General features: G+C 68.5%; 21 protein-coding genes. 8 read left to right on the plus strand and 13 right to left on the minus strand.

Going from position 1 to position 21,564, the window contains the following annotated elements:
• Nucleotides 1-169 precede the first annotated feature (169 nt).
• Genes AB0C62_RS34240 through AB0C62_RS34250 form a run of 3 tightly spaced genes read right to left on the minus strand, consistent with a single transcriptional unit; the run spans nucleotide 170 to nucleotide 4,922 of the window.
• The gene (locus AB0C62_RS34240; protein ID WP_362979938.1) at nucleotides 170-1,543 is read right to left on the minus strand and encodes an MFS transporter; all 1,374 of its coding nucleotides are present in this window, start codon (nucleotides 1,541-1,543) and stop codon (nucleotides 170-172) included.
• Nucleotides 1,540-3,552, minus strand: a complete 2,013-nt coding sequence (locus AB0C62_RS34245) for a PEP/pyruvate-binding domain-containing protein (RefSeq protein ID WP_362979940.1) — start codon at nucleotides 3,550-3,552, stop codon at nucleotides 1,540-1,542. The genes AB0C62_RS34240 and AB0C62_RS34245 overlap by 4 nt, the downstream gene beginning before the upstream one ends.
• Nucleotides 3,549-4,922, minus strand: a complete 1,374-nt coding sequence (locus tag AB0C62_RS34250; protein ID WP_362979942.1) for an ATP-grasp domain-containing protein — start codon at nucleotides 4,920-4,922, stop codon at nucleotides 3,549-3,551. The genes AB0C62_RS34245 and AB0C62_RS34250 overlap by 4 nt, the downstream gene beginning before the upstream one ends.
• Nucleotides 4,923-5,217: 295 nt before the next feature.
• Between AB0C62_RS34250 and AB0C62_RS34255 the strand changes: the two genes are divergently transcribed.
• Nucleotides 5,218-6,258, plus strand: coding sequence for a PAS domain-containing protein (locus tag AB0C62_RS34255; RefSeq protein WP_362979943.1), 1,041 nt, complete (start codon nucleotides 5,218-5,220; stop codon nucleotides 6,256-6,258).
• Nucleotides 6,259-6,687: 429 nt separating this feature from the next.
• Here the strand turns inward: AB0C62_RS34255 and AB0C62_RS34260 are convergent, their stop codons facing one another.
• On the minus strand, nucleotides 6,688-7,137 hold the full coding sequence (locus tag AB0C62_RS34260) for a peptidoglycan-binding domain-containing protein (RefSeq protein WP_362979945.1): 450 nt from the start codon (nucleotides 7,135-7,137) through the stop codon (nucleotides 6,688-6,690).
• Between the two features lie 362 nt (nucleotides 7,138-7,499).
• Here AB0C62_RS34260 and AB0C62_RS34265 point away from each other — a divergent pair, with 362 nt between their 5' ends.
• Nucleotides 7,500-9,215, plus strand: a complete 1,716-nt coding sequence (locus AB0C62_RS34265; RefSeq protein WP_362979947.1) for a sodium:proton antiporter — start codon at nucleotides 7,500-7,502, stop codon at nucleotides 9,213-9,215.
• 352 nt (nucleotides 9,216-9,567) lie between these two features.
• Here the strand turns inward: AB0C62_RS34265 and AB0C62_RS34270 are convergent, their stop codons facing one another.
• Nucleotides 9,568-10,035, minus strand: coding sequence for an ester cyclase (locus AB0C62_RS34270; RefSeq protein ID WP_362979949.1), 468 nt, complete (start codon nucleotides 10,033-10,035; stop codon nucleotides 9,568-9,570).
• An 86-nt stretch (nucleotides 10,036-10,121) separates the two neighbouring features.
• On the opposite strand from AB0C62_RS34270, the gene AB0C62_RS34275 reads away from it, so the two are divergent.
• The 4 genes from AB0C62_RS34275 (at nucleotide 10,122) to AB0C62_RS34290 (ending at nucleotide 12,518) form a co-directional block, all read left to right on the plus strand.
• Entirely contained in the window at nucleotides 10,122-11,027 is a 906-nt protein-coding gene (locus AB0C62_RS34275) for a LysR family transcriptional regulator (protein ID WP_362979951.1), read from the plus strand.
• Nucleotides 11,028-11,428: 401 nt separating this feature from the next.
• The gene (locus tag AB0C62_RS34280; RefSeq protein WP_362979953.1) at nucleotides 11,429-11,749 is read left to right on the plus strand and encodes a hypothetical protein; all 321 of its coding nucleotides are present in this window, start codon (nucleotides 11,429-11,431) and stop codon (nucleotides 11,747-11,749) included.
• A 93-nt stretch (nucleotides 11,750-11,842) separates the two neighbouring features.
• The gene (locus tag AB0C62_RS34285; protein ID WP_362979955.1) at nucleotides 11,843-12,031 is read left to right on the plus strand and encodes a hypothetical protein; all 189 of its coding nucleotides are present in this window, start codon (nucleotides 11,843-11,845) and stop codon (nucleotides 12,029-12,031) included.
• 7 nt (nucleotides 12,032-12,038) lie between these two features.
• Nucleotides 12,039-12,518 carry a hypothetical protein gene (locus AB0C62_RS34290; RefSeq protein ID WP_362979957.1) on the plus strand — a complete coding sequence of 160 codons (480 nt, stop codon included), beginning with the start codon at nucleotides 12,039-12,041 and terminating at the stop codon, nucleotides 12,516-12,518.
• Between the two features lie 276 nt (nucleotides 12,519-12,794).
• Here the strand turns inward: AB0C62_RS34290 and AB0C62_RS34295 are convergent, their stop codons facing one another.
• The 3 genes from AB0C62_RS34295 to AB0C62_RS34305 form a co-directional block, all read right to left on the minus strand.
• Nucleotides 12,795-13,187 carry a VOC family protein gene (locus AB0C62_RS34295; RefSeq protein ID WP_362979959.1) on the minus strand — a complete coding sequence of 131 codons (393 nt, stop codon included), beginning with the start codon at nucleotides 13,185-13,187 and terminating at the stop codon, nucleotides 12,795-12,797.
• Complete coding sequence (locus AB0C62_RS34300) at nucleotides 13,184-13,486, minus strand: metalloregulator ArsR/SmtB family transcription factor (protein WP_362979961.1); 303 nt, start codon at nucleotides 13,484-13,486, stop codon at nucleotides 13,184-13,186. The genes AB0C62_RS34295 and AB0C62_RS34300 overlap by 4 nt, the downstream gene beginning before the upstream one ends.
• A 246-nt stretch (nucleotides 13,487-13,732) precedes the next feature.
• Entirely contained in the window at nucleotides 13,733-14,032 is a 300-nt protein-coding gene (locus AB0C62_RS34305; RefSeq protein ID WP_362980004.1) for a WhiB family transcriptional regulator, read from the minus strand.
• Nucleotides 14,033-15,091: 1,059 nt separating this feature from the next.
• Here AB0C62_RS34305 and AB0C62_RS34310 point away from each other — a divergent pair.
• Together AB0C62_RS34310 and AB0C62_RS34315 are read left to right on the plus strand one after the other, a co-directional pair.
• A complete protein-coding gene (locus tag AB0C62_RS34310) occupies nucleotides 15,092-15,310 on the plus strand; it encodes a hypothetical protein (protein WP_362979963.1) in 219 nt (72 codons plus the stop codon).
• A gap of 236 nt (nucleotides 15,311-15,546) precedes the next feature.
• Nucleotides 15,547-15,771 (plus strand): cold shock domain-containing protein, encoded by a 225-nt coding sequence (locus AB0C62_RS34315; protein WP_362979965.1) that lies wholly within the window; start codon nucleotides 15,547-15,549, stop codon nucleotides 15,769-15,771.
• On the opposite strand, the gene AB0C62_RS34320 is transcribed toward AB0C62_RS34315, so the two are convergent.
• From AB0C62_RS34320 to AB0C62_RS34340, 5 genes are all read right to left on the minus strand, one after another.
• A complete protein-coding gene (locus AB0C62_RS34320) occupies nucleotides 15,735-16,001 on the minus strand; it encodes a hypothetical protein (protein WP_362979967.1) in 267 nt (88 codons plus the stop codon). The genes AB0C62_RS34315 and AB0C62_RS34320 overlap by 37 nt on opposite strands.
• Nucleotides 16,002-16,101: 100 nt before the next feature.
• The gene (locus AB0C62_RS34325; protein ID WP_362979969.1) at nucleotides 16,102-17,223 is read right to left on the minus strand and encodes an FAD-dependent oxidoreductase; all 1,122 of its coding nucleotides are present in this window, start codon (nucleotides 17,221-17,223) and stop codon (nucleotides 16,102-16,104) included.
• 249 nt (nucleotides 17,224-17,472) lie between these two features.
• Nucleotides 17,473-18,039 (minus strand): DUF305 domain-containing protein, encoded by a 567-nt coding sequence (locus AB0C62_RS34330; protein ID WP_362979971.1) that lies wholly within the window; start codon nucleotides 18,037-18,039, stop codon nucleotides 17,473-17,475.
• A gap of 26 nt (nucleotides 18,040-18,065) precedes the next feature.
• Complete coding sequence (locus AB0C62_RS34335; RefSeq protein ID WP_362979973.1) at nucleotides 18,066-19,436, minus strand: DUF1996 domain-containing protein; 1,371 nt, start codon at nucleotides 19,434-19,436, stop codon at nucleotides 18,066-18,068.
• Nucleotides 19,437-19,582: 146 nt separating this feature from the next.
• Nucleotides 19,583-21,304 (minus strand): discoidin domain-containing protein, encoded by a 1,722-nt coding sequence (locus AB0C62_RS34340; protein ID WP_362979975.1) that lies wholly within the window; start codon nucleotides 21,302-21,304, stop codon nucleotides 19,583-19,585.
• Between the last annotated feature and the right edge of the window lie 260 nt (nucleotides 21,305-21,564).

The raw sequence follows: 21,564 nt of genomic DNA on the forward strand, positions 1-21,564 counted from the left end.
CCACCCGCGACGTGATCGCACCAGTGGCAGCGAGCGCAGCTCGGAGCGACCTGCCGCTCGCCGCGGACCTGCCTGGCAGCCGGCGCCCGCCGCGGACCCGAACACGGGCCCACAGCGGGCACCTTGCGGGAACCGGTTGCCATGCGTGCCCCCGCCGGCCCGCCCCAGGTCAGTGCCGCGGGGCCGCTCCCTCGTCGACGGGCAGCGCGACCGGTTCGTCGGCAGGGAGCGCCGTCGCCACCCTGGAGTGCGGAATTGCGCCGTGCGCGTTGCCCGCTCCGTGCGCCCGCCGTGCCCGACGCACGCGTCGCAGCGCCAGGTGAAGGGCCAGGATCACTCCGCACGTGACGCCGGCAGACTGCCACAGCAGCGCGTCGAGTCGGTCCGCCGCCAGATAGGCACCCGCGGCCACCGCCGCCAGAGCGCACACCCCGCGGTCCACGATGCTCTCCACCGACAGCAAGGTGGCGCGCGGAGCGCCCTCGGGAATCGCGTCGTTGATGAGTTTGCGCTGTACCGGGTAGCAGAAGCCGGTGATCGCGGCGAAGGCGCAGAGCAGCCCGACCACCGCCCACGGGCCGCCCGCGACGGTGCCCGCCAGCGTGGCCGCGAGCCCCACACTCAGCAGGGACACCCAGGCCGTGGGCGAGAGCCGCGACCCCAGCCACTGAGGCCGCGCGGAGGCCACCGCCTCGGCGACCGTCATCGCCGCGAGCACGCTGCCATGGCTGCCCTCGCCGATGCCGTGGTGCAGCAACACCGGTTGAAAGAGGTTGACCTGGCAGATCCGCGACAGTGTGAAGACCCCGACGCCCTGCACCATGAGCAGCGCCAGCCACGGCGACGACCGGAGCGCCCGCAACGCGGCTCCGGTGTCGCGCAGCAGCGCCGCGTGTCGCCGTCCGGAACCGCTCTTCACCTCGACCGCGTGACGGGGAGCGAGCCGTGGCAGAGCGAGGGCGCATCCGAGCGAGCCTGCCGCGCTCGCCGCGCTCAGGACATACGGAGACTGCGGCGCCAGCATCATCAGGGGGCCGACGAGCGGCCAGCAGACCACCTTGGCGGCCAGCCCCAGAGCCCGCGCCGTGCCCTCCGCGCGGAGATAGTGATCGTCCGCCCCTTCCGCGCGCAGCCCGTCGTACAGGCAGGCGCTGGCCGCGCCCGATGTCAGGGAACGGCCGGCGGCGATGGCCAGGAAGTGGAGGAGGAAGCCCGTGTAGGAGGGCGAGAACACCGGCATCATGTTCGCCGCGGTCATGACCGCCGCGCCCGCCCACAGGCAGTTGCGTGCTCCGATGCGGTCGGCGACGAGCCCGGTGGGGATCTCGAAGAGACAGAAGGCGATGTAGTAGATGCTCTGAATGCCGAAGATCTGGCCGTTGGACAGGCCCGCGTCACGCTGGTACGCATAGAAGACGGGCATCCACCACAGCAGATTGAACAGCAGCTGGAACCCGTTGTTGAGGCGGATGAGGCGGCGGGCGGCCGGGGTCAGATCCCCTCGGGGCGCGCGGCGCCACGGGGTGAACGTATGGCGCCTCATCGGGCGTACGGGCGTACCTGGACCAGGTGGAACGCCCCCTCGTCGGTCATCAGCCATTCGATGTCCAGGGCGTCGTCCGGGTCACCCTTGCTGAAGTGGGACTGCAACAGCCGTCCCGCCAGGGCCAGTCGGGCCAGCACCGCTCGCGTGTCCGCCGCCAGGTCCGTGCCCGAGGATCCGACAGCCACCGTACGGCCGCCGCCCTCGACCGTGTTGTACAGGTACTGGTGCGGCAGGACCGTACCGTCCACCACACGCTCGGGCGAACCGGCCGTGCAGTTGAGGTACACGTTCCGGAAGTCCTCCCGACGCGTCGGGTTACAGGTGACCAGTACTCCCCCGAGGTCGGCCGGCGCGTACTCCTGGATGATCACCCCCATGTAGGTGTCGTCCAGCGAGATGCCGACCTGGTGGCGCATGCGCACGCTGCGCGGCGACAGCAGCGAAGCCCACACCTGGATCACGGCGTCCATCAACTGCCGCGCGCCTCGTACGGTCGTCACCGAGTCGTAGATGCCCGCTGCCGAGAACCCCGGCAGGTCCTCGGCGTTGGAGGAGGAACGCACCACGAGACGCCGGCCGTCGGCCAGCAGCCGCGGTACCGCTCCGGTGATGGCTCGCGCCACCTCGTCGGGCATCGGAGTGCTCCGCATCAGGTGCTGGAGATCCAGCGAGAGCGAGTCGATCAGGTCGAGTGCGTCGAGTTCGAGCGCCATCTTCAGCTTGCCGATGCCCTGTTGGAGGGCGGGCGACGAGGTCAGGTGGAGATGGTGCAGATGGAACGGCAGCGCGACGCCCCGCGGGGCCCGGACCGTCTGAGCCACGCGTTCCGCGGCCGAGGAGCGGAGCCGGTCCAGGGGCGCTCCCGGTTCGCCGAGCCGCGCGCCGAGATGGGCGAGCAGGTCCGGCCGTGGGGGGCGCGGGCGGGCATAGAAGGCGGTCAGGTCAGCGGTGCGGCTGTCCAGCACGTGGTGCAGTTCGCCGAGGTGGGCGGCCTTGGTGCCGTAGCTGTCGCGATCGTCGCTGCGCAGCCGGTGCAGTTCCATGATCGGCGCGTCCCCGATGAGCGGGGCGTCGATGTGGATGCGCTGGGTGTCCCAGACCGGCCGTTCCAGCGCCGGGGCGCGGTCGAGCCGTTCCACGGTGATGGTGTCTTCCCGCACGCGGTAGTCGACCCACGCGCCGTCCAGGCCGTGCCGCTCCACGAGACCGTCCAGATCACGGATGATCGCGTTCGGGATGCCCCAGCCCGAGGCAAGCACATTGGTGTGCGAAAGCGGTGTCGTGGCGGCGGTGTTGATGAATCCGGCCACCCGGGGCACGTCGTCGGGCAGGCCCGCCATGGCGACGATGTCCGACCAGCCGAGGCCCGCGGCGCCGGCGCGGTACTCCTGCGGACTGCGGAAGTACCGCAGACGTCCCTGCGCCACGCCCGGGTTGAGGCAGGTGCGGGTGCGGTTGCCGAAGAGTTCCTGGCTCAGGATGCGCGGGAGACGGGCGTCACTGACGGTGGCGAGTTCGTGCTCCTGACCGTGGTTCGCGGGTTTCAGGAGCAACGGCAGGCGTCCGTCCACGCGTTGGCGAACGTAGTCGTAGAAGTCCTGGAGCAGGGCACCGTGCATGGTGTCCGCCTCGGTCGTCTCCAGGACGAGGAAGGGCCGTTCACCGCCGTCGGCGTCCTCGTCACTGTGCAAGGAGAGAACTCCCAGCAGGAAGCGGCGGTCCGGCGCCATGTACACCGAGGCGTTGAAGGCGTCCAACTCCGCGTCGAGCTGCTGCGGTGTCATGCCGAGTACGCGCGTGGCGATGTAGTCGACGTGGAAGGGGTGCACCCGGGTGTCCAGCAGATGCCAGGTGTCCTCGGCCCGGTCCACCACGACCTTCAGATACGGGTGTCCGGCGAGCACGCCGGACAGCGTGCGGAACAGCGGCAGCGACAGGTTGGCTCCCACGACGGTACCGTCGGCCGCCGCGTCGGGGACGCGGGCCGCGTCCTGTGCGAGCTTCACGCGCGGGCCTCCTCGGCGGTGGCCGCCCGCAGGATGTCCGGCAGGGCGTCCACCAGAGCGGTGAAGTCGCGTACGACGGTCTGCGGCCGGTCGGCGGACAGCAGACACAGTCCGGCCATGGTGTTGGCGCCGCCCGCGGGGTCGTAGACGGGTACCGGCGAGCCGTCCGGCAGGGAGCTCTCCCGGACCACGGACAGCGTGCTGTCCGCGCCGACCGGTGCCTCGCGGACCACCGTCGAGGAGTCCCACAGACCTCGCCGCGCCCACGGGGTGCCGTCACCGTTGACCGCGAGCACCACCAGGGATCCCGCCGCGCGCTCGGCGTCCGCCGGCGTCAGCGCCCGGGCGGGCCAGGCGGGCGAACGGCCGAGCAGTTGATCGGTGAACATACCCACCAGATCGAGGCCGAAGACCTCTTCGACCTGTGGCACGGTCATCGCGCCGCCGAACCGCGCGGCCGTCTCGATGACCCACATCCGGCCGTCCGCTCCGAGTTTGATCTCCGTGTGGATGCCGCAGTTCTCCAGTCCCAGCGCGTCCACAGCCTGCCGGGCAAGCTCCACGATCCTGTCCTGTGCCCCGCTCTCGACGGCGGCCGGAGTGATGCCGGCGCGCTCCGTGAACGGCGCCACCGTCGGCATGCGCCCGCTCAGACAGACCGGCCGGAACTCGCCGTCGACGACGACGCCTTCGACGCTCACGTAGTCACCCCAGCCGGGGCCGTCGAACCACTCCTCGGCCCGTCCGGTGACGATCTCCTCGACGATGAAGTCCTCCGACGCACCCTGCACGTGCAGTTCGGCGAAGCCGAGTTGTGCCGACTCCGTCATCACCTCACGCGAGCGGCGCCAGGCGTGCTCTGCCTGCTCGGGCTCGTCGATGATCTGGTGTGCGGTCGACCCCGCGCTCCAGGCAGCCTTAAGCAGTAGCGGACATGACAACTCTGTAGTCGCGTGCTCCAGTTCGGCGAGGCCGGCGACGGCGCGGAAACGGGGCTGCGCCACACCGTGGCGCTCCCACGTGGCGCGCATCAGTCGCTTGTCACGGGCGAGAGTGGCGGCGGCCCCCGCACCCCTCAGACCGAGCCGCCGGCACGCCTCGGCCACCGCGACCACCGCGTACTCCGAGAAGGTGAGCACCGCGTCCGCCCCCACCTCGCGGGCGCGGGCGGTGATCAGCTCGACAAGGTCCCGGTGCTCCGCCCCGGGCAACGTAACCGCCGAGGCGCACAGCAGCGCCGCGTCGTCCGCCACCCCCGCGGGCAGCCCGCTCAGTGCCAGCAGGTGCACCGTGGACCTCGCGGCCACCCGCGCTAAGGCATGACCCACCGGGGGCCCGCCCCTGGCATGCACGTACAGCACCTGGCTCATGCAGATCCATCTCCTTCGAAGTCGCGGCACTTGACGACGGGAGCACGCCCGCCGCTCCGCCTCCTTCAAGCGAACCAGGCCCAACTCACCTTTCAGCAGCCGTACTACGCGAACGACTCAGGCAAATGCCCTACCCATCACAGCGATTGGCGTCATGTGAAGATGCCGTGATGCGCTAGCGAACAGGCAGTGCAGAGCGTGAGGGTGCCCGGCCTCCCCGACTTCCCAGGGTGCTACGGCTTACACACGAGATGTCACCCAACGTCACATCGTGCAGCATTGAAGGAGTTGGGTCGTGAACGAGACGGAACTCAAGGCATGGGCGGTTCACATGGCAGGTCCGCCCGACCGGAACCCGTTCGGCGCCCTCGCCGAACTCGCCCCGGCCGCCGCGTTCATGCGCGACGACACCGGCCGCTACCTGTGGGCCAACCACGCCTACGCCCACCTGTACGGGACGACACGCGACGCGGTGATCGGCCGCCATCTGTCCGACCTCGACGAACCCGCCGACGTCAGCCGCTTCCTCGCCATGGACCAACAGGCCCTGACCGACGGCAAACCCGTACGGCACGCCCTCACCTACCGTCGCCCCGACGGATCGTCCGCGCACGCGGCGGGCTATCGATTCCCTGTCCGCTGGGGCGCCGAACACTGCGTAGCGGGCATCTACGTCGACGTCACCGACTACGTGCGGGCGATGGACCAACGACAGCGGGCCCAGGCGGACTTGCTGGTGCTGCGCGACCACAGCGGACTGGCCTGCGTCCGGCTGTCCCCGGACGGGCGGGTCAGCGAGGCCGGCACCGCCACGGCCGAGATCCTGCGCGTGCGCCTCTCCGATCTGACCGGTCTGCGCGCCGACTCCCTTCTCGCCGACACCCCCGACCGCGTCGACCTGTTCCGCGCCTGGGACGACCTGATCACCGGCCGCCGCAGGAGCGCCCGCGCCTCCGCGATGATCGTCGACGGGGAGGGCTGGCAGCGCCGGGCCCAGATCAGGCTGACCACGGTCGGCGCGACGGCGCCGGGCGTGACCGGCGTCTGGGCCGTCGCCACCCACTTGGGCCGACGCCAGCAGGCCCAGCCTTCCCTGACCGCCGCACAGGTGCGCATAGTCGCCCTGCTCGCGGCCGGCCGCAGCAACGCGGACATCGCCGAGGAACTGTGCCTGTCGCGGCAGACCGTGGACTACCACCTGAGTCGGCTGCGCGTCCTCCTGGAAGCACCGACCCGACCCGCCCTGGTCGCCCGGGCCTACGTCCTCGGCATCCTCGCGCCGCAGGCGTGGCCGCCCCGCTCGACTACGGCAGCTCATCCTTCGAGCCCGGTGTGATCAATCCGGCCGGCCAGACGGTTCGCGTCCGTGCGGCGCTGAAGTCGATCCGAGTTGCCGCAGCGGCTGTGTGGACGAGGGCTGAGGCGATCCGGCCGGCCCGCGAACGGTCTCCGGAGATCTGTTCGCCACACGTGCCCTGGACCTCGACCTGCGGGATCGGCCTGGCAGTTCTCCCTGGTACCGCGCGTTCACAGCCTCGACCGGGCCGACTGCCGAAGACGACGCCGATCCGGCACACAGGCCTTTCGAGGTCTTGTCATAGTCGGCAGGCGGCGGGACATGTGAGGCTGAACGACTGTGTCGAGCCTGTGCCTTGGTCGTCGTCGCCAGTCACCCAGCGCGAGGCCGCACGGGCGCACCCCGGCTCGCCCCGGGCTGACAGGGGCGAGCCGGGGCCGCTCGTCGGGCGGCCTGAGGTCGTCTGGATCAGGCGTCGGCGAAGCGCTTGAATGCCGCCTTGGTACCGGAACCGGCCACACCGTCGATGGGGCCGGTGTAGCCCCAATGCGCGGCCAGCATGCGCTGGAGCGCCTTGACGGTGTTGGTGCCGGGGTCTCCGTCAATGGCGCCCGTGTAGCCCCAGATCCCCGAGAGGAAGCGCTGCATCGCCTTCCAGCTGTTGGTGCCCATCTGGCCGTCGATGCTGTCGCTGTAGCCCCAGTACTGCGCGAGGAACCGCTGGACGTTCTTGGCCTCGGCCGTGGTGAGACCGAAATTCTGCGTAGTGGACGCGACGGCGGGCTGGGCGACAGCCGCATTCCGCGACGTGCCGACGGGTGCCGCGTAGCTGACGCCCGCGGTCGCCACACTGCCTGTGGCAAGGCCGGCGATGGCGACGAGGCCGGCGAGAGTCTTGCCCAGAGCGTTCGGTCGCATGCGTTCCTCTTTCGATCGAAGTCGGTGGCCGACCCATCCGGCGGACAGGCGGCGGGACCACGATGCGGGGCAGTCGACCACCGCAGCCAGAGCTACAGCACAACTGTCGACTGCACGGGACACCAGGCCCGCTGACCTGCTCCGACGTACCCCTCCGGGACGACCTCGCGGGACGGCCCCGCGGCGAGGGCGTCCATCACACGCCGCTCAGCCTTGTGGGCATGCCGGTGCACCAGAACTGCTCATCGGCCACGCCCGATGTCGTGGTGCCCATCTGAGAGCATGCCGTCAGTGCTCCTCATGGGACCGGTTCGCGCGAGGACGCGGCACGCAAGAAGATCGCGGTGGATGGGAACGGGCTCGTGGAACTGACGTTGGTCGCCGTGCTGGGTGTCATCAGTGTCGTCGCGGTGGCGGCCGCGTCGCGACGGGTGGGAGTCGCCGCACCACTCGTCCTGGTCGTGGTCGGGATCGGGCTCAGTTTCCTGCCAGAGGTTCCGCACGTCGAGGTTGAACCCGAACTCGTACTGACGGTCGTGTTGCCACCGTTGCTGTACGCCTCGGCCGTACACATGCCGGTCATCGACTTCCGGCGAGACATCAAGACCATCCTGCGGCTCGCCGTCCTGCTCGTGGTCGTCACCACCCTCTGCGAGGGCTATCTGTTCGCCTGGCTGCTGCCCGGTCTCGGACTGGCCGCCGCCTTCGCGCTCGGCGCGATCATCAGTCCGACGGACGCGGTCGCCGCCACCTCGATCGGCAAACGGCTCGGGCTGCCGTCCCGGCTGATGACCATCCTTGAGGGCGAAGGCCTGGTCAACGACGCGTCCTCGCTGGTCCTGTTGGCTTCGGCGATCACCGCGATGTCCTCCTCCGTGCACCTGTGGAAGGTGGGGGCGGACTTCGTCTTCTCGGTGGCCGTCGCCACGCTGCTGGCCGTCCTGGTGGGTGTCCTGACGGTGCTGGTGCGAGGCCGGCTCAGGGACACGGTGCCCAACACGGCCCTCTCGTTCGTGGTGCCGTTCCTGTCGTTCCTGCCGGCTGAGGCACTGGGGGCCTCGGGAGTACTGGCCGTCGTGGTGACCGGACTGGTCAGCGGCCACCTCAGCCCGCGCTTCCTGCGCGCGCGAGACCGACTCGCCGAGGACGTCAACTGGCAGACCATCGCGTTCCTGCTGGAGAGCGGGATCTTCCTGCTGATGGGACTGCAGCTCCGGACACTGGTGGACCAGGCACGTGACGCGGGCCAGAGCGTCGCGCACGCCGTGGGGATCGGACTGCTGGCTTCGCTGCTGGCGATCGCGGCCCGCATGTTGTCCCTCGTCCCGCTGGTCGCCTCGCTCAGGCACGACGCGGACAAGGCCGAAACCTTCCGCACCGCGGTGGACGATCTCGCGGACAAGCTCAACAGCGGCCAGGAACTGCCCCACAGGTTTCAGAAGAGTGACCCGGAGCGCCTTCAGGGACGGTTGGTGCGCGGCCGGAGCGACGCCGACTTCAGGATCAACGAGAAGTTCGGTTGGCGCGGCGGGACGGTGATCGCCTGGTCGGGAATGCGTGGCGCCGTCACAGTGGCCGCGGCTCAGACGCTGCCGTCCGACACGCCTTATCGGCCACAACTGCTTCTGATCGCGTTCACCGTCGCCACCACGACCCTGCTCCTCCAGGGCCTGACGCTCCCCTGGGTCATCCGCCGACTGAAGGTCGACGGCGACGACGAGGCCGCCGACCGCGCCGCCTTCGCCGAGTTGTACGCGGCTATGACCGACCAGGTGACGGACGTCCTCGCCGACCCGAGTCTGACCATGCCTGACGGCACTCCCTTCGATCCGGTGATCAGGGACCAAGTGCGCACCTGGACGGAAGCCCGCCGCCGGAGACCCACTCCCCAAGGAGTCGTCTCGGCGGACGTCAACCCCCGTGAGCAGTACCAGGAACTGATGCTTGCCGCAGCCGTCGCCCAGCAGAACGCCCTGCTCTCTCTCCGGTCGAGCGGCACGTACAACTCCCGTGTCCTGTCCCGGGCACAGTCCATGATTGACAGTGAACTGGCCCGCTTCCAGGAGCCCGAGGGCTGATCGGCCCGAGCTGTCGGAGCGTCACCCGACTCGCCGCGATCGGCTACTCGCCGGTGGCGCCATGGACGGTTCTGTCGAAACCCACTGCTCCTCCACCTTGCCGGCCATGCCGGGGTCCGGCCTGGGTCGGGCCGTGCGCGGCGACGCGGCACATGCAGGCCGTCCGTGACGTCCATAGAGCTGGGTGTGTCGCCCGCTCGACCGCCGGTCAGGGGTACGGGCGCCAGGGCTCCTTTGAGATCCATCGGACCTTTCGGGAGCATCGTCCATGTCCAAGCGTCCGCGTCAGCAAGTTGAGTTGGGCCAGCATTGGGCGCGGCGTTACTGAACGAGCCGGGCGGCGTCGCCGTCCTCACCCGCGAGGGCCGTCCGGCCGGCTTCCCTCCGCGCTCAGTTGGCGCAGGAGGGCGCGGTTGTCGGTGCGTACCCATTCCTCGACGAGGCGGCCCCGGTCGTCGAAGCGGAAGATGTTGATCAGGTCGAATACGACGTGCTCGCCGTTGGGGGGCAGCGGGCCGACCGGTGACTGGGTGAACTCACGGACGAAGGTGCCTTCGATCCAGGTCTGGCAGGCCATGTGGTCGCCTTCGGCCACGACGATGCCGCGCCGGATCGACCGGTTGTCGAACGCCTCGCGCACTGCGGCGAAGTAGGCGCTGAGCCCGTCGAAGTCGGACTCGAAACCGTCCGGCCCGTGGAAGCGGAAACCCTTCGTGTCGAAGTACGTCGCCGCCTCGGTCAGGTCATCGCCCGACACCTCCAGCTCACCGGCGCGGACCAGCCGCGCCACCAGTTCATCCCGAGTGAATTCATCTGTCATGACACCACCCTGCATCCGGCGAGCCATGCGGTCCAACGATGGTTCAGCATGACTTCCATGATGAATCCGCATGGTAATTTCTGACCATGGCTGAGTTCACCCTCACCGGCCTGCGCGTCGTTCACCAGGTCGCCACCACAGGATCGTTCACTCGGGCCGCCGAGGCGCTCGGCTACACCCAGTCCGCCGTCTCCCGCCAGGTTGCCGCCGCCGAGGCGGCAGCCGGGGCGCCGCTCTTCGACCGCGGAGCACGCGGCGTGGCGCTCACCCCCGCGGGGGTGGTCCTCGTCCGGCGCGCGACTGAGATCCTCGCCGACCTGGCGTCGACCGAGCTGGAACTCGCCGGTCTGCGCGACCGGCTCGCGGGCCGCCTCACGATCGGCGCCTACCCCACCGCCGCCATGGCGTTGGTCCCGCGCGCGATGGCCCAGGTGATCTCCAGCCATCCGGGGCTCGCCGTGGTCCTGGAAGACGCCTCGACACCCACCCTCCTCCGGCGGATGCGGGCCGGCCGGTTGGACGTGGTGGTCATCGGAGTCGGCCAGGGCCTACCGGACTACGACCTGCGCGAACTCAGACAGACCACTGTGCTCCAAGGTGATCTCCTGGTCGCCGTCCCGGACACACACCGGCTCGCGGACCACGCCGGTGTCACCGTGCCGGACCTGGCCCAGGAACACTGGATCGCCGGAGACGGCGCGCCGGGCGAGCCGCAGTTCGGAGCCTGGCCGACTCTGACCAACCCCCGCATCGCCTGCACCACGCGCAACTGGTCCACACGCCTCGGACTGGTCGCAGCCGGCGTGGGCATCACCGTCATCCCCGACCTGGCCCTGCCGGCCCTGCCGACAGGCGTACGAGCCCTGGCCGTCACCGACAGCCACTGGGCCGGGCGCGCGACCATCGCCCTCACCCGACCGCACCCTTCCGCCCAGGCACAGGTGATGGTGACCGCCTTGCAGAACCAGGCCGCCCGTCTCCACAACGCCTGACGCACCCGGAGTCGGTGTTACTACCTCGTGCGGTCCGCCGGCCTGTTGGACATGGACGATGCCGCGATCGACGGCTCACATGTCCGGGCCTTCACGTGTACCGATCTGGTGCCAGGAGCCAGGTACCCGGGGTGACGCAGGTGTTATCGGGACATGATCGTCCTGTTCAAGTCTGTTGGCTTGTGGCTGCACTCCGGGGGGATCTCGTGTACCGCTTCATCCGTCACACTGGCCAAGCTCTTGCTGTCGTCGCGGTGCTTTCCGCTATGACAACGGCCTGTTCTGACGCGCCCGCGACGTCCAGGGCTCCGCAGCCCCAGAGGACAGCGAGTTCCACCGCAGCACCCACTGGGCAGCCGAGGTCCTCCGGTCCGGAGCAGCTGGACAGGGAGGCCCTCGAAGTGCTGAACCGGACGGACGACCTGGACTCGGACGACGATGGTCTGGTCTCGTCCGGATCCCTCGCACTACCCGGGATGAACGTGGACGAGACCGTAAAGCCCGGCACCGCCCTGCGGGTGGAAGTGGCATGCGCAGGGGAGGGCACGGTCACCTTCACGGCCCTCTCAGGAACCGCCAAGAGAGCCAGGCGCGTCGACTGCACGCAACCGATTGCGAGCAGCTTCGACTTCACCACGGCCGGGCCGAGTCTCACGATCGAGGCCGACTCCCCCAAGGCAGAAAAGGCGGGCACCGCGTATGTGATGCGCCGCATCACCTGACCAGCCCGGGTACGTGGGACGACCCGTCAGAGACACGTTCTCCAGCCTCAGGCCATCAACACCTCGGCATCCTTTCCGACCGTCGGAGCATCCGTGCACGACGTCGCCGCCAAGGGTGACCGCCTCGTGGCTCACGAACCGACCGGCATATCCATTGGCGTGAAGGGAGGAGTTGGCGACCCGGGCGAACAGCTCGTCGCCGCTCTCCAGCGCCGGGGCACGGACCAGGCTGCGCAGGAACGGCGGAGCCGCATACTCCCGGGAGGGATCAAGGAGTGGTGAAACGAACGTGAGATTCGCCGTCCTCGTCATCGTGTCCGCTGTGACGGCGGCTGCGTCAGCGTGCAGTGGCCCCAAGCCGTGCGCCGGCGTCGGCGTCACCTCGCAGATCGGATTGATGTTCCTGCAACGTGGCTACGACGACCTCGGAGGCGCCGCCTACGAACTGTGCGCAGGGGGCACATGCGTCAAGGGCCACCTCGAACAGGCAGACATCACCCACGTGAACCTGCCCCTTGCCGACGACGTGGATCCCGACCTCGGCGCAGTCCGCTTCCGCGTCACCCCCAGAGGAAGCAGCAGTCCCGAGATCGACGCCTCCTCCGACGTCAAGCTCATCCGGCAGTCCGACGGCTGCGGTGGCGGCGCCTACAACCGAGGCCTCGCCTTCACCAAAGAAGGCGGACTGACCACGAAAATACCGTCGAGCGTTTCTGTAGCCTGGCGCGATCACGTCAAGTCACTGGCCTCACCTTCTGAGCCAAAGTGACCATCGCTTCCCTCCGGACTCGATCGTCGACTGCGGAGGGAAGCCGGAACTGGTGCCTTTCACTTGACACTCGATGACCACCACCCTCCAGCCGACAGCGCGCACCACAGATCTCTCTCCGCGGCGTCCAGAGCATCGATGAGGACGACCTCCCGGCGGGTGTCACAACCGTCCGCCGGTCGAGGCCACTGTTGCAGTGCTTGGACCGCTCAACGCTTGCCGGCCGCCCACAGCGGGGCTGGTGTGCGTAACCTCGCCGCGGCGGCTCGTGTGCACCTACCGCGGCTGTGACGCCATCTGGATCAGGTTGCCGCAGGTGTCATCGAAGACGGCGGTCGTGACGGGGCCCATCTCGAGGGGCTCCTGAGTGAAGCGGACGCCGAGACCGAGCATCCGCTCGTACTCGCCCTGTACGTCGTCGACGGCGAACTGGGCGAGCGGGATGCCATCCTGGACGAGCGCGTCGCGGTAGGGCTTGACCGCCGGGTGACCGGAGGGTTCAAGAAGGAGTTCGGTGCCGTCGGGGTCGTCGGGTGAGACGACGGTCAGCCAGCGAGCCTGCTCGCCGAGAGGGACGTCGTGCTTCTTAACGAAGCCGAGGATCTCGGTGTAGAAGAGTTCGGCCTTGGCCTGGTCGTCGACGAAAACGCTGGTCAGATGAATCTTCATGGGGAGTTCCCCTCCGGTCGGGATGTGTCGGGTACGGGCCAACGTTCGGTGATCCGCCGCAGCGGGGAGGTGTTCAGGTCATGGAATTTGTAGCGCCCCTCCCGCCGGGTCTCGACGAGCCCCGCGGCCTCCAACACGGAGAGGTGCTGGGAGACGGCCTGACGCGAGAGGCTGAGCTGGTGCTTCATGGCCAGGCGCGAGCAGATCTCGAACAGGGTCTGTCCGGACTTCAGCACGAGCTCGTCGAGGATGGTGCGGCGGGTGGGGTCGGCCAGGGCTCTGAATATGTCGTCGGCCACGACCCTACGATAGGCAAGTGTCCACTTGCCTATCAAGTCGAGGGCGCCGTCTTCCCGGACCACGCCGCCGATGGCGAGGGCGTGGCGCATGACCTCGGGGCAGTCGCCGACCCGATGGGACAGTCGAGCGCGAACGCGACAACGACGGTCGCATGGCCGACGTCGTCCACAGGGCGTGGGTAGATCTCGTAGCGGATCTTGATCTTGGTCAGACCGCGTGTCGGGTGGCCTCACGCTCCCGCGTCATCAGCCGGCCCGGGGGGCCACGCGGTCCACACGGTCCCGAGCCGCCTCGAGTACGAAAGCCCAGGACGCGACGTTCGGCTGTCGCGTCAAGAGCACTCTGCGCTCCCGCTCGGTCATGCCACCCCACACCCCGAACTCAATGCGCTCATCCAGCGCCTCAGCCAGACACTCGGTACGCACCGGACACCCCATGCAGATAACCTTGGCCCGCTTCTGCCGTGGGCTGTCCGCAAACAGCGCGTCCGCATCCGAACTGCCGCAGGCAGAGTTCTGCCTCCAGTCGGTCTTCGCCCTCGCCATAGCGTCCCTCTCCCCCACAACTGACCAGGATGACTGCGCTCTACACGTCACCGTCTCGGATCCCCCGGCCCGAGCACGGGTCCGACTCTCCTCGGCCCAATCGGTGCCGCGCACTGCGGTCTTCTCCAACATCCCATCCCATATACGCGACGTGAGCCCCTTCGACTCAGGCTCGTTCAGGGCTCCTTCACACCCGGTGACCGGTGAGCCCTCCTGGGCCAAGACTCCTCGTGGCCTCCGGTGTTCCGCGGCCTCGAACCGGGCCCACCGTCATGGGAGTTGGGCTCACTGGGATGCCGTCGGTGCTCATGCTTCCATGCGCAGCCAGGTGTTGCCTGCGTGGAGCCAGAGGGAGCCGTCACGCCCTTGGCCGCACCGCATGACGACTCGACCGGGCACCCGAAGCCGACAGCGGCTGGTCACCCTCCAGGTGGTGCCATCGAGCTCGGCACGTATGAACTCCACGGACCGCTTGTTGTGGTCGCGGCGGGTGAGTACTGCCCGACTGCCGCGGACCGCGAATCCGTCCGGATTCCGGACGGGGCTCAGGTAGCTGGCTACGGCACCGGTGGACGGAGTGATCCGTGTCAGGTAGGTGCCGCCTCTGCTGCTGCCGGGGTACCAGACGAGCCATACCTGTTCGCCCTCGGCAGCGGCGGTGCAGCCCTGCAAAGGGCGGTCGGGAAGCCGGCCTTCAGGAGCCCAGATCGCCTTGCCCTCAGTGCTCCAGCCCCCGGCCTCTCAACTCGGCAGTGCTTGAGTGCCGTCCCATCCGACCCACGAAATCGGTTGCAGCGACCTCAGGGCATGCGGCCATACTCCGGCATGAGCAGATTCGCACAGGTCATCGTGCTGGCCATAGAAGCGCACGAGGTCATGAAGCCACTCACGCAGGATGACGAGAGGCGGACCTGGCGAGGCCGGTTCGTGCCCATAGAGGGCCAGTGGCCCGGCTTTGGCGTCGGCTGGGCCACGGAGTTCGAACGGATGCGACCGCGGTCCGGGCTACTGCGACACCTGGAGTCCCTCCCGTGGCCCTACCCGGATAGCGTGCAGGTCTTGATCCACGACCAGGACGACGAATGCTTCGGCCTGTGGATGATCCACGACGGCAGGCTCGTAGAAGTAGCCCTGCCCCGCACGCAGCGATTCCATGAACCGGCCCCACCCACCGAGGAGTTTCCGCCGGACCCGGGCTATCTGCTCCGCACGGACCAGGGCCGTGACCTGCCTGAGCAGACTCCGAGCGGCCGCCGGGATCCGCGAGCGGCCTGGTAGCAACATGACCGTGCTGGCCACACAGCAACGCTCATCAACCCGGCATCCACCCCAGCTTCATCTCCGCTGCCCTCGACCAACATGCCCTAAAGCAGGCGTGGTTCGCCAAAGCGGGTCAGCGCTCAGCACTCGGCTCCAGCGTATGACCTCCCCTTCGCCACCTGTTCCCGCACCGCTCGCCTCCCGAGCAGGGGCACGAAGTGCGCCGGCTCAGACGAAGCCCGTAGGGTGCCGCCATGGTGACTGCGACGGTCCGCGAGTGGAACGACGAGGAAGGTTGGGGTGTGCTCGACTCCCCCGAGACCCCCGGCGGCTGCTTCGGCCACTACTCCGACATCCAGGTGACCGGCTTCCGTACGCTGTCGCCCGGGCAACAGGTGGCCCTCACATGGGAAGCACCGGGCTTCAAGCAGGACGGTTACGACTACCGCGCGGTCACCATCGCGCCTCGGCCTGCCTGACGTCCACCCCTGACATCAACGGCTGCGCACGACGGCGGCACAGCGGTCCGCTGTGCCCGCCGCACGCGGACGCGCCAGATGCGAGCCACCTCTCGCAGGCGACCCCAGGGAACACCTGGGAGCATCTCGGCAACCCCGCGGGCCAGGTTCAGGTCCAGGTCCAGGTCCAGGTCCAGGTCCAGGTCCAGGTCCAGGTCCAGGTCCAGGTCCAGGTCCAGGTCCAGGTCCACCGCAGGTTAGAACGAACTGCTCATGGCGACCGATGTCGTCCTCGACACCTTCGAGGACAAACCCTCCGCGCTCGCCGAGAAGGCTGAACATCCCCCGTCGTCATGGGAACCGCTCGGGGCGGAAGTCCGCAAGGAGTTCGTCGCTCGTCCCGCTGAGGATCTCCGAAGCCAGCAGTCGGCCGATCACCGGGCCGAGCGTGATGCCACTGTGGGAGACGGCCTCGTAGTAGCCCGGCACCGCCGGCACCGCGCCCACCGACGGGAAACCGTCAGCGGGGATGGGCCGGTCAACGACTCGTGTCCCAGCGATGGTGGAGTTGCCGAGTTCCGGGACAACGTGGCACGCCGACTCGTGGAGCAGTCGCGCGAGTTGGGCTGGATCTTCGCCCGTGTCGATGAGTGCGTCGACCTCGCGGCTGTGGAGAACCACCGACGTGTCCCCGTCAGGACGGATCTCGATGTGAGGCGCGTGCATGGCTCGGTGGACGGGGACCTGAGCACAGTCGATCCGGGTGACCACACCGGGTTCCCGACGCATCGGCACGTGCCGTGCGACGAGCCCGGCGACGTGGGAAGCGCTGGGGCCCGCCGCGTTCACGACAGCGTCGACGTCCAAACGGCTCCCATCCGACAACTCAACCGTCCGGACGCTGCCATCCGCGCCGGTGCCGACGCCGCGGACCGCGTTACCGGACCGGATCTCGGCGCCCGACGCGACGGCCTGGCCGACCAGGCGGTCGACGAGATGACGTCCGTGAACCCAGGCCTCGTCGGGGTAGAACAGGACTGGAAGCTCGTCAGGCATCGTGAGAGCCGGTTCGAGACGGCGGCGCACCTCAGCCCCCGTGCACACCTCGACCCGGTAGTCCCAGCCGGCCAACAGTCGGGCTGTTTCCAGGACCTTTTCCTCCGCTGCGGGATCGTCTGCCCAGCGCAGGTGGCCACCGGGATGCCACCACGAGTCCGGCCCGATGGTCCCGGCAAGCTCACGATGGGCTGCCATGCCCGCGACGTTCAGGTCGAAGTACGACCTGCGCACCGTCTTGTTGCTGGCGTTCACCCACGAGAACGACCAGTTCGTGACGCCCTCGCCCGGCCGGCCCGCGTCGATGAACACCACCTGCGCGCCGCGCCGGGACAGGTTCCAACCCACACTGGCCCCGATGATGCCCACTCCGATGACAGCCACCCGGGTCGGCGGCTTCACAGTTCCGTACGTCACGATCGCCACCATCCCAAACTACGAGCGAACTCCCGCTCCGGCAGACCGAACAGCAGAACGCGGACACCAACACCCGACTTCGACGGGCCCCGAGTGCACCAAAGCCCGCCGCCGCCCGTCCGTCCGTCCGTCCGTCCGACGCAAACACCGCCCCTGCGGGCCCCTTTGGCCCGGCTTTCCGGGTCGGCGTGTCCCGTACGGGGTCGACGCGCCCGCAGGAGTGTCGACCCCTTTCACGTCCTCTCTCTCCTAGGACTTCGCCACCGCGGTGCCGTCTGGCACTGCCGGTTGCGCTGGGCGTACATCGTCCAGCCGGGAGATCTGCGCGGTCGTGTTCTTTGCGATGGTGGCGGCCAGTTCCTTCGCCTTCCCCGAGTGGCCTTGGGCTTGCTCGCCGGCGCAGAGCACTGTGGATTGTGCGAGGTGGGCGCGGAGGGCGTCGGTGAGGAGTTGGTCGAAGGCCTTGCCGGTCACGGTGCCTGCCTCTTCGATGGTGGTGAGGCTGACCATGCCGGGCATGTTGTGCCCTTCGTGGGGGCGGGTATCGGGAACGCCTGAGAGCTTCAGCAGTTCGCGCAGATGCTTTTGGTCTTGGTGAAGTCGGGCCCCGGCCTTCGCCGCGAGCGCTGCCACCGCGGGGCTGGCCGTGCGGGAGGGAGCCAGATCGGTCAAACGCTGCGCACGTTCGGCCATGGGGATCATCAGCTGGATCCATGCGACGTCGGTGGGGCTGAAGGCTGTCGTCGGCGGTGCACCGGTCCGGGACGACGTGCTGGTTGTCGGCTGCGGGGTGCAGCCGACAACCAGCAGCGCCATGACCGTGGCGCTCGCCAGACGCAGGGTCAGAAGGTGCCGGCGGAGTTGCACTTGGCCTTCTGGGTGATGCAGTCCTTCACGCGGTGTCCCAGGGCGGCGTTGTCCCACGCGTTGAAGAAGTCACCGTGGATGGATGAGGCCATGCCCGAGGCCAGTCGGAGCCCTGCCGCGCTGCCGCTGGTCGGGTAGCTGACCACGAAGGAGAGGTTGGGGATGGCGACGGGGTAGGCGCCACTGCACTTGCCGTCGTAGGTGTTCGCGACGTGGGACTTGTGGTCGGGGCTGTCGAGGTTCTTGCCGTCCCAGCAGTCGGGGAAGACGAGTTGGTGGGTGAGGTGGGCGGTGGGGGCGCAGACCGGCCAGTTGCCGTCGGTGCTGCGTCCGATCTCTCCGCCCGCACCGGCGCACCAGTACTGGCCGGGAGATCCCGCCGGCGTGGGTGTCTGGGCTTTGGCGTCGCCCGCGATCATGCGGAATCCCTCGGGGAAGGGCAGGGTTGCCGAGGGGTCGGGCAGGCGGGAGCCGTAGTAGACGATCATGTTTTCGGGCTCGATGGCCTTGTTGCCGTCGTACAGGGTGGGGATCCAGTACGCGGAGAGGTCCTCGGCCGGTGCGCAGGTGGTGGCGGTGTTGTTGCGCAGGGACTGGGTGGTGGAGAAGGCGTCGGTGCTTTCGTTGCCGAAGAAGCTGTGCATGTGGGATGCGCCGGCCAGGTTCGGCAGGACGATCGGGTCGTCCTGCTTGGAGTGGCTGTAGTCGCAGGTGGCGTTGAACTCCGGGACCCGGACCACGTTGGCAGGCACGGGCGCGGGCGTCATCGCACGGAACTGCGCCACCTGGGCGTTCCACTTGGCCTGGTCGATGGGGACCCATCCTGCGGGCTGGCTGCTTCCTTCGCCGACGAAGGAGAACCAGTTGATGTTGACGAAGTCTCCGGGTGCCGTGCTGTGGAGCACGGCGAACACGGTCTGTGCTCCGGCGGGGTGGGTGGTGACCTCGGTCGTACGGGTCGCCCAGGTCTGCCAGCCGCCGGTCGGGGCGACCTGGAGGACGGCGAGGAGTGGTCCGGTCGCGCTCGCGGTGCGCAGTTCGATCGTGCCCGTGCCGACTGCGGAGGCGATCCGTGCCGATACGGTCAGAGGGCCGGCGGTGCCGAGGTCGACGTTGTCGAAGCGCATCCAGTCGCCGTCGGCGAGGAAGGCCGCGTTCTGCCCTCCTCCCGTGTCCGCGGTCCCTTCCAACGTGACCCCTGACTGGGCGGCGTAGGACTCGGCCTGGACGGTGACCGTGGCGGCCCGCGCCTGCTGGACCGAGACCGTCAGGCTCAAGGCTGCGGCCAGTGCGACCACTAATGCTTCCACCAACAGCGTGTACAGATGTGCGGGATGTCTGCGCATCTCACTTCCTTCACGAGCGTCGGGGGGTGAAGAACCGGAGAGGTAGTCGGACGAGGGGGCCGGCTACTGGGTGATCCGGTCGGTCTCGGTCGCCGTCCGCGGCGGCCGACAGAGCGGCTTGGAGGTTCGCGGACGTCGACTGGTGCCTACTGGAAGACCCGCACGTAGTCGACGAGCATCCTGGACGGGAAGGGGGTGCTGGAGTCGGTCGGGCCAGGCCAGTCGCCACCGACCGCCAGGTTCAGGATCATGTAGTGCGGGTGGTCGAAGATCCACGGTCCTCGGGTCTGCTCCACCTGTTCCTTGTCCAGGACGAATACGGTCCGGCCGTCGAGGCTGAAGGTGATGCCCTTGCTGTTCCAGTCGGCGGCCCAGGTGTGGAAGTCGGCGGAGAAGTCGGCGTCCGCGGGCAGCTTGTAGGGCGAGCCGATTCCGCCTCCGCCGTTGTAGGCGGGTGCGTGGACCGTCGAGTAGGCGGTCTTCACGTCCTTGCCGAGGACTTCCATGATGTCGACCTCGCCGTTGTACGGCCACGGCCGGCCGGTCAGGAAGTCGGCGCCCATCATCCAGAACGCGGGCCACAGTCCGTTGCCCTTGGGCACCTTGATACGCGCTTCGACACGTCCGTAGGTGAACTGGAACGAGCCACCGGTGTTCATTCGCGCGGAGGTGTACTGGCACGTGGTGCTGCCGCTCAGAGGGTCGGCGGGGCACGACGATCCCGCGGTGACCTCCTTGCGTGCTTCCATCACCAGGTGTCCGGACCCGTCCATCGCCGCGTTGCGTTGGTCGGTGTAGTACTCCAGTTCGCCGTTCTGCCCGGTACCCGGATCGGCTCGCCACTTCGAGGCGTCCGGCTTGTTGCCCGCGGCGCCGTCGAACTCGTCGCTCCATACCAACCGCGGAGGATTCGCGGGGTCGCTCGGCAGGGGCGGCGCCGGCTTCGGATCGCCACCGGTGCCGTACACCTGGAACTCCCACAACGAGTAGCCGTACGGGGTGGCGCGTTCGGTGCCGTACATGCGCACGTAGCGGCCGGTACCGGAGACGGCCAGCGTCTGCTTGAATCCCGGGCCGGACGTCGTCGAATAGATGGGCGTCCAGTCCTGCCCGTTCGATGAGACCTGGATCTGGAAGGACTTGGCGTAGGCCGGATCCCATTGCAGGACGACCTTGTCGATCTGCGCGGTCGCGCCCAGGTCGACGGAGATCCAGCCCGGATCGGTCCATCCCGTGGTGGTGCTCGTCGCCCAACGAGAGGCCGGATCGCGGTCGAAGGCGCGGGCCGGCGTGCACTCCCAGCAGTTCCCGTCGCTCTGGGAGGAGGAGGCCGCGCCGGTCCTGCCGTAGGAGAGGAGGGTGCCGGCGTCGCCGGGGCCACCGGAACCACCGGTGCCGTACACCTGGAACTCCCAGAGCGAGTAGCCGTACTGGGTGGCGCGCTGCGTGCCGTACAGCCGTACGTAGCGCCCCGTGCCGGTCACGGCCAGGCTCTGGGTACCGCCTGTGCCCGCGACCGTCTCGTGGACGACCGTCCACTCCTGTGCGTTGCTCGACACCTCGATCCTGAACGCCTTGCCGTATGCGGCCTCCCAGTTGAGAGCGACGCGGCTGATCTGTGTGCTGGTCCCGAGGTCGATCTGGATCCACTGGGGATCGGCGAACGCGCTGGACCACCTGGTCCCGGGATCGCCGTCGACGGCGTTGCGAGCGTCGAAGGCTCCCTCAGTGCTCGAAGCGGTGGCGGGCTTGCCTTGCGAGAGCAGGACCTCCGCCGCCTGGGCGGGCGGGGCAGGCAGTACGACGAAAGCGATGAGTGAAGCGGCAATTGCCCAAAAGAGGGCCAATCTACGCAAGAACGTTTGCATCTGCGACTCCTCAAGTGGGGTTTGAGGCGAGGGAGCGCTCCCTGAGGGGAGAATGGAGGGGGTGCCACACACTGTCAAGAGCCTTGTCCACACTGGAAAATGAGGCATCATGATCGCCCGGTCCGCCGAGGGAACGATTCCTGGGCGATGTCCTCTCAAGGCAAACACGCCCTTTGTTCCGCAAAGAGAATCGGGCCCTTGAGCAGGCTTATGCCGCCCGGCCTGCGGATACGCTGCTGGCATCGCCACGACGCAGAGCC

The organism is Streptomyces sp. NPDC048643 (genome assembly GCF_040650615.1).
Lineage (GTDB): Bacteria > Actinomycetota > Actinomycetes > Streptomycetales > Streptomycetaceae > Streptomyces.

What these genes read in the sequence shown, in the direction of transcription:
- AB0C62_RS34240 (WP_362979938.1), bottom strand. Translation starts at nt 1,543, where the DNA reads ATGAGGCGCCATACGTTCACCCCGTGGCGCCGCGCGCCCCGAGGGGAT.
- AB0C62_RS34250 (WP_362979942.1), bottom strand. Translation starts at nt 4,922, where the DNA reads ATGAGCCAGGTGCTGTACGTGCATGCCAGGGGCGGGCCCCCGGTGGGT.
- AB0C62_RS34260 (WP_362979945.1), bottom strand. Translation starts at nt 7,137, where the DNA reads ATGCGACCGAACGCTCTGGGCAAGACTCTCGCCGGCCTCGTCGCCATC.
- AB0C62_RS34270 (WP_362979949.1), bottom strand. Translation starts at nt 10,035, where the DNA reads ATGACAGATGAATTCACTCGGGATGAACTGGTGGCGCGGCTGGTCCGC.
- AB0C62_RS34275 (WP_362979951.1), top strand. Translation starts at nt 10,122, where the DNA reads ATGGCTGAGTTCACCCTCACCGGCCTGCGCGTCGTTCACCAGGTCGCC.
- AB0C62_RS34295 (WP_362979959.1), bottom strand. Translation starts at nt 13,187, where the DNA reads ATGAAGATTCATCTGACCAGCGTTTTCGTCGACGACCAGGCCAAGGCC.
- AB0C62_RS34305 (WP_362980004.1), bottom strand. Translation starts at nt 14,032, where the DNA reads ATGGCGAGGGCGAAGACCGACTGGAGGCAGAACTCTGCCTGCGGCAGT.
- AB0C62_RS34315 (WP_362979965.1), top strand. Translation starts at nt 15,547, where the DNA reads ATGGTGACTGCGACGGTCCGCGAGTGGAACGACGAGGAAGGTTGGGGT.
- AB0C62_RS34330 (WP_362979971.1), bottom strand. Translation starts at nt 18,039, where the DNA reads ATGGCGCTGCTGGTTGTCGGCTGCACCCCGCAGCCGACAACCAGCACG.
- AB0C62_RS34335 (WP_362979973.1), bottom strand. Translation starts at nt 19,436, where the DNA reads ATGCGCAGACATCCCGCACATCTGTACACGCTGTTGGTGGAAGCATTA.
- AB0C62_RS34340 (WP_362979975.1), bottom strand. Translation starts at nt 21,304, where the DNA reads ATGCAAACGTTCTTGCGTAGATTGGCCCTCTTTTGGGCAATTGCCGCT.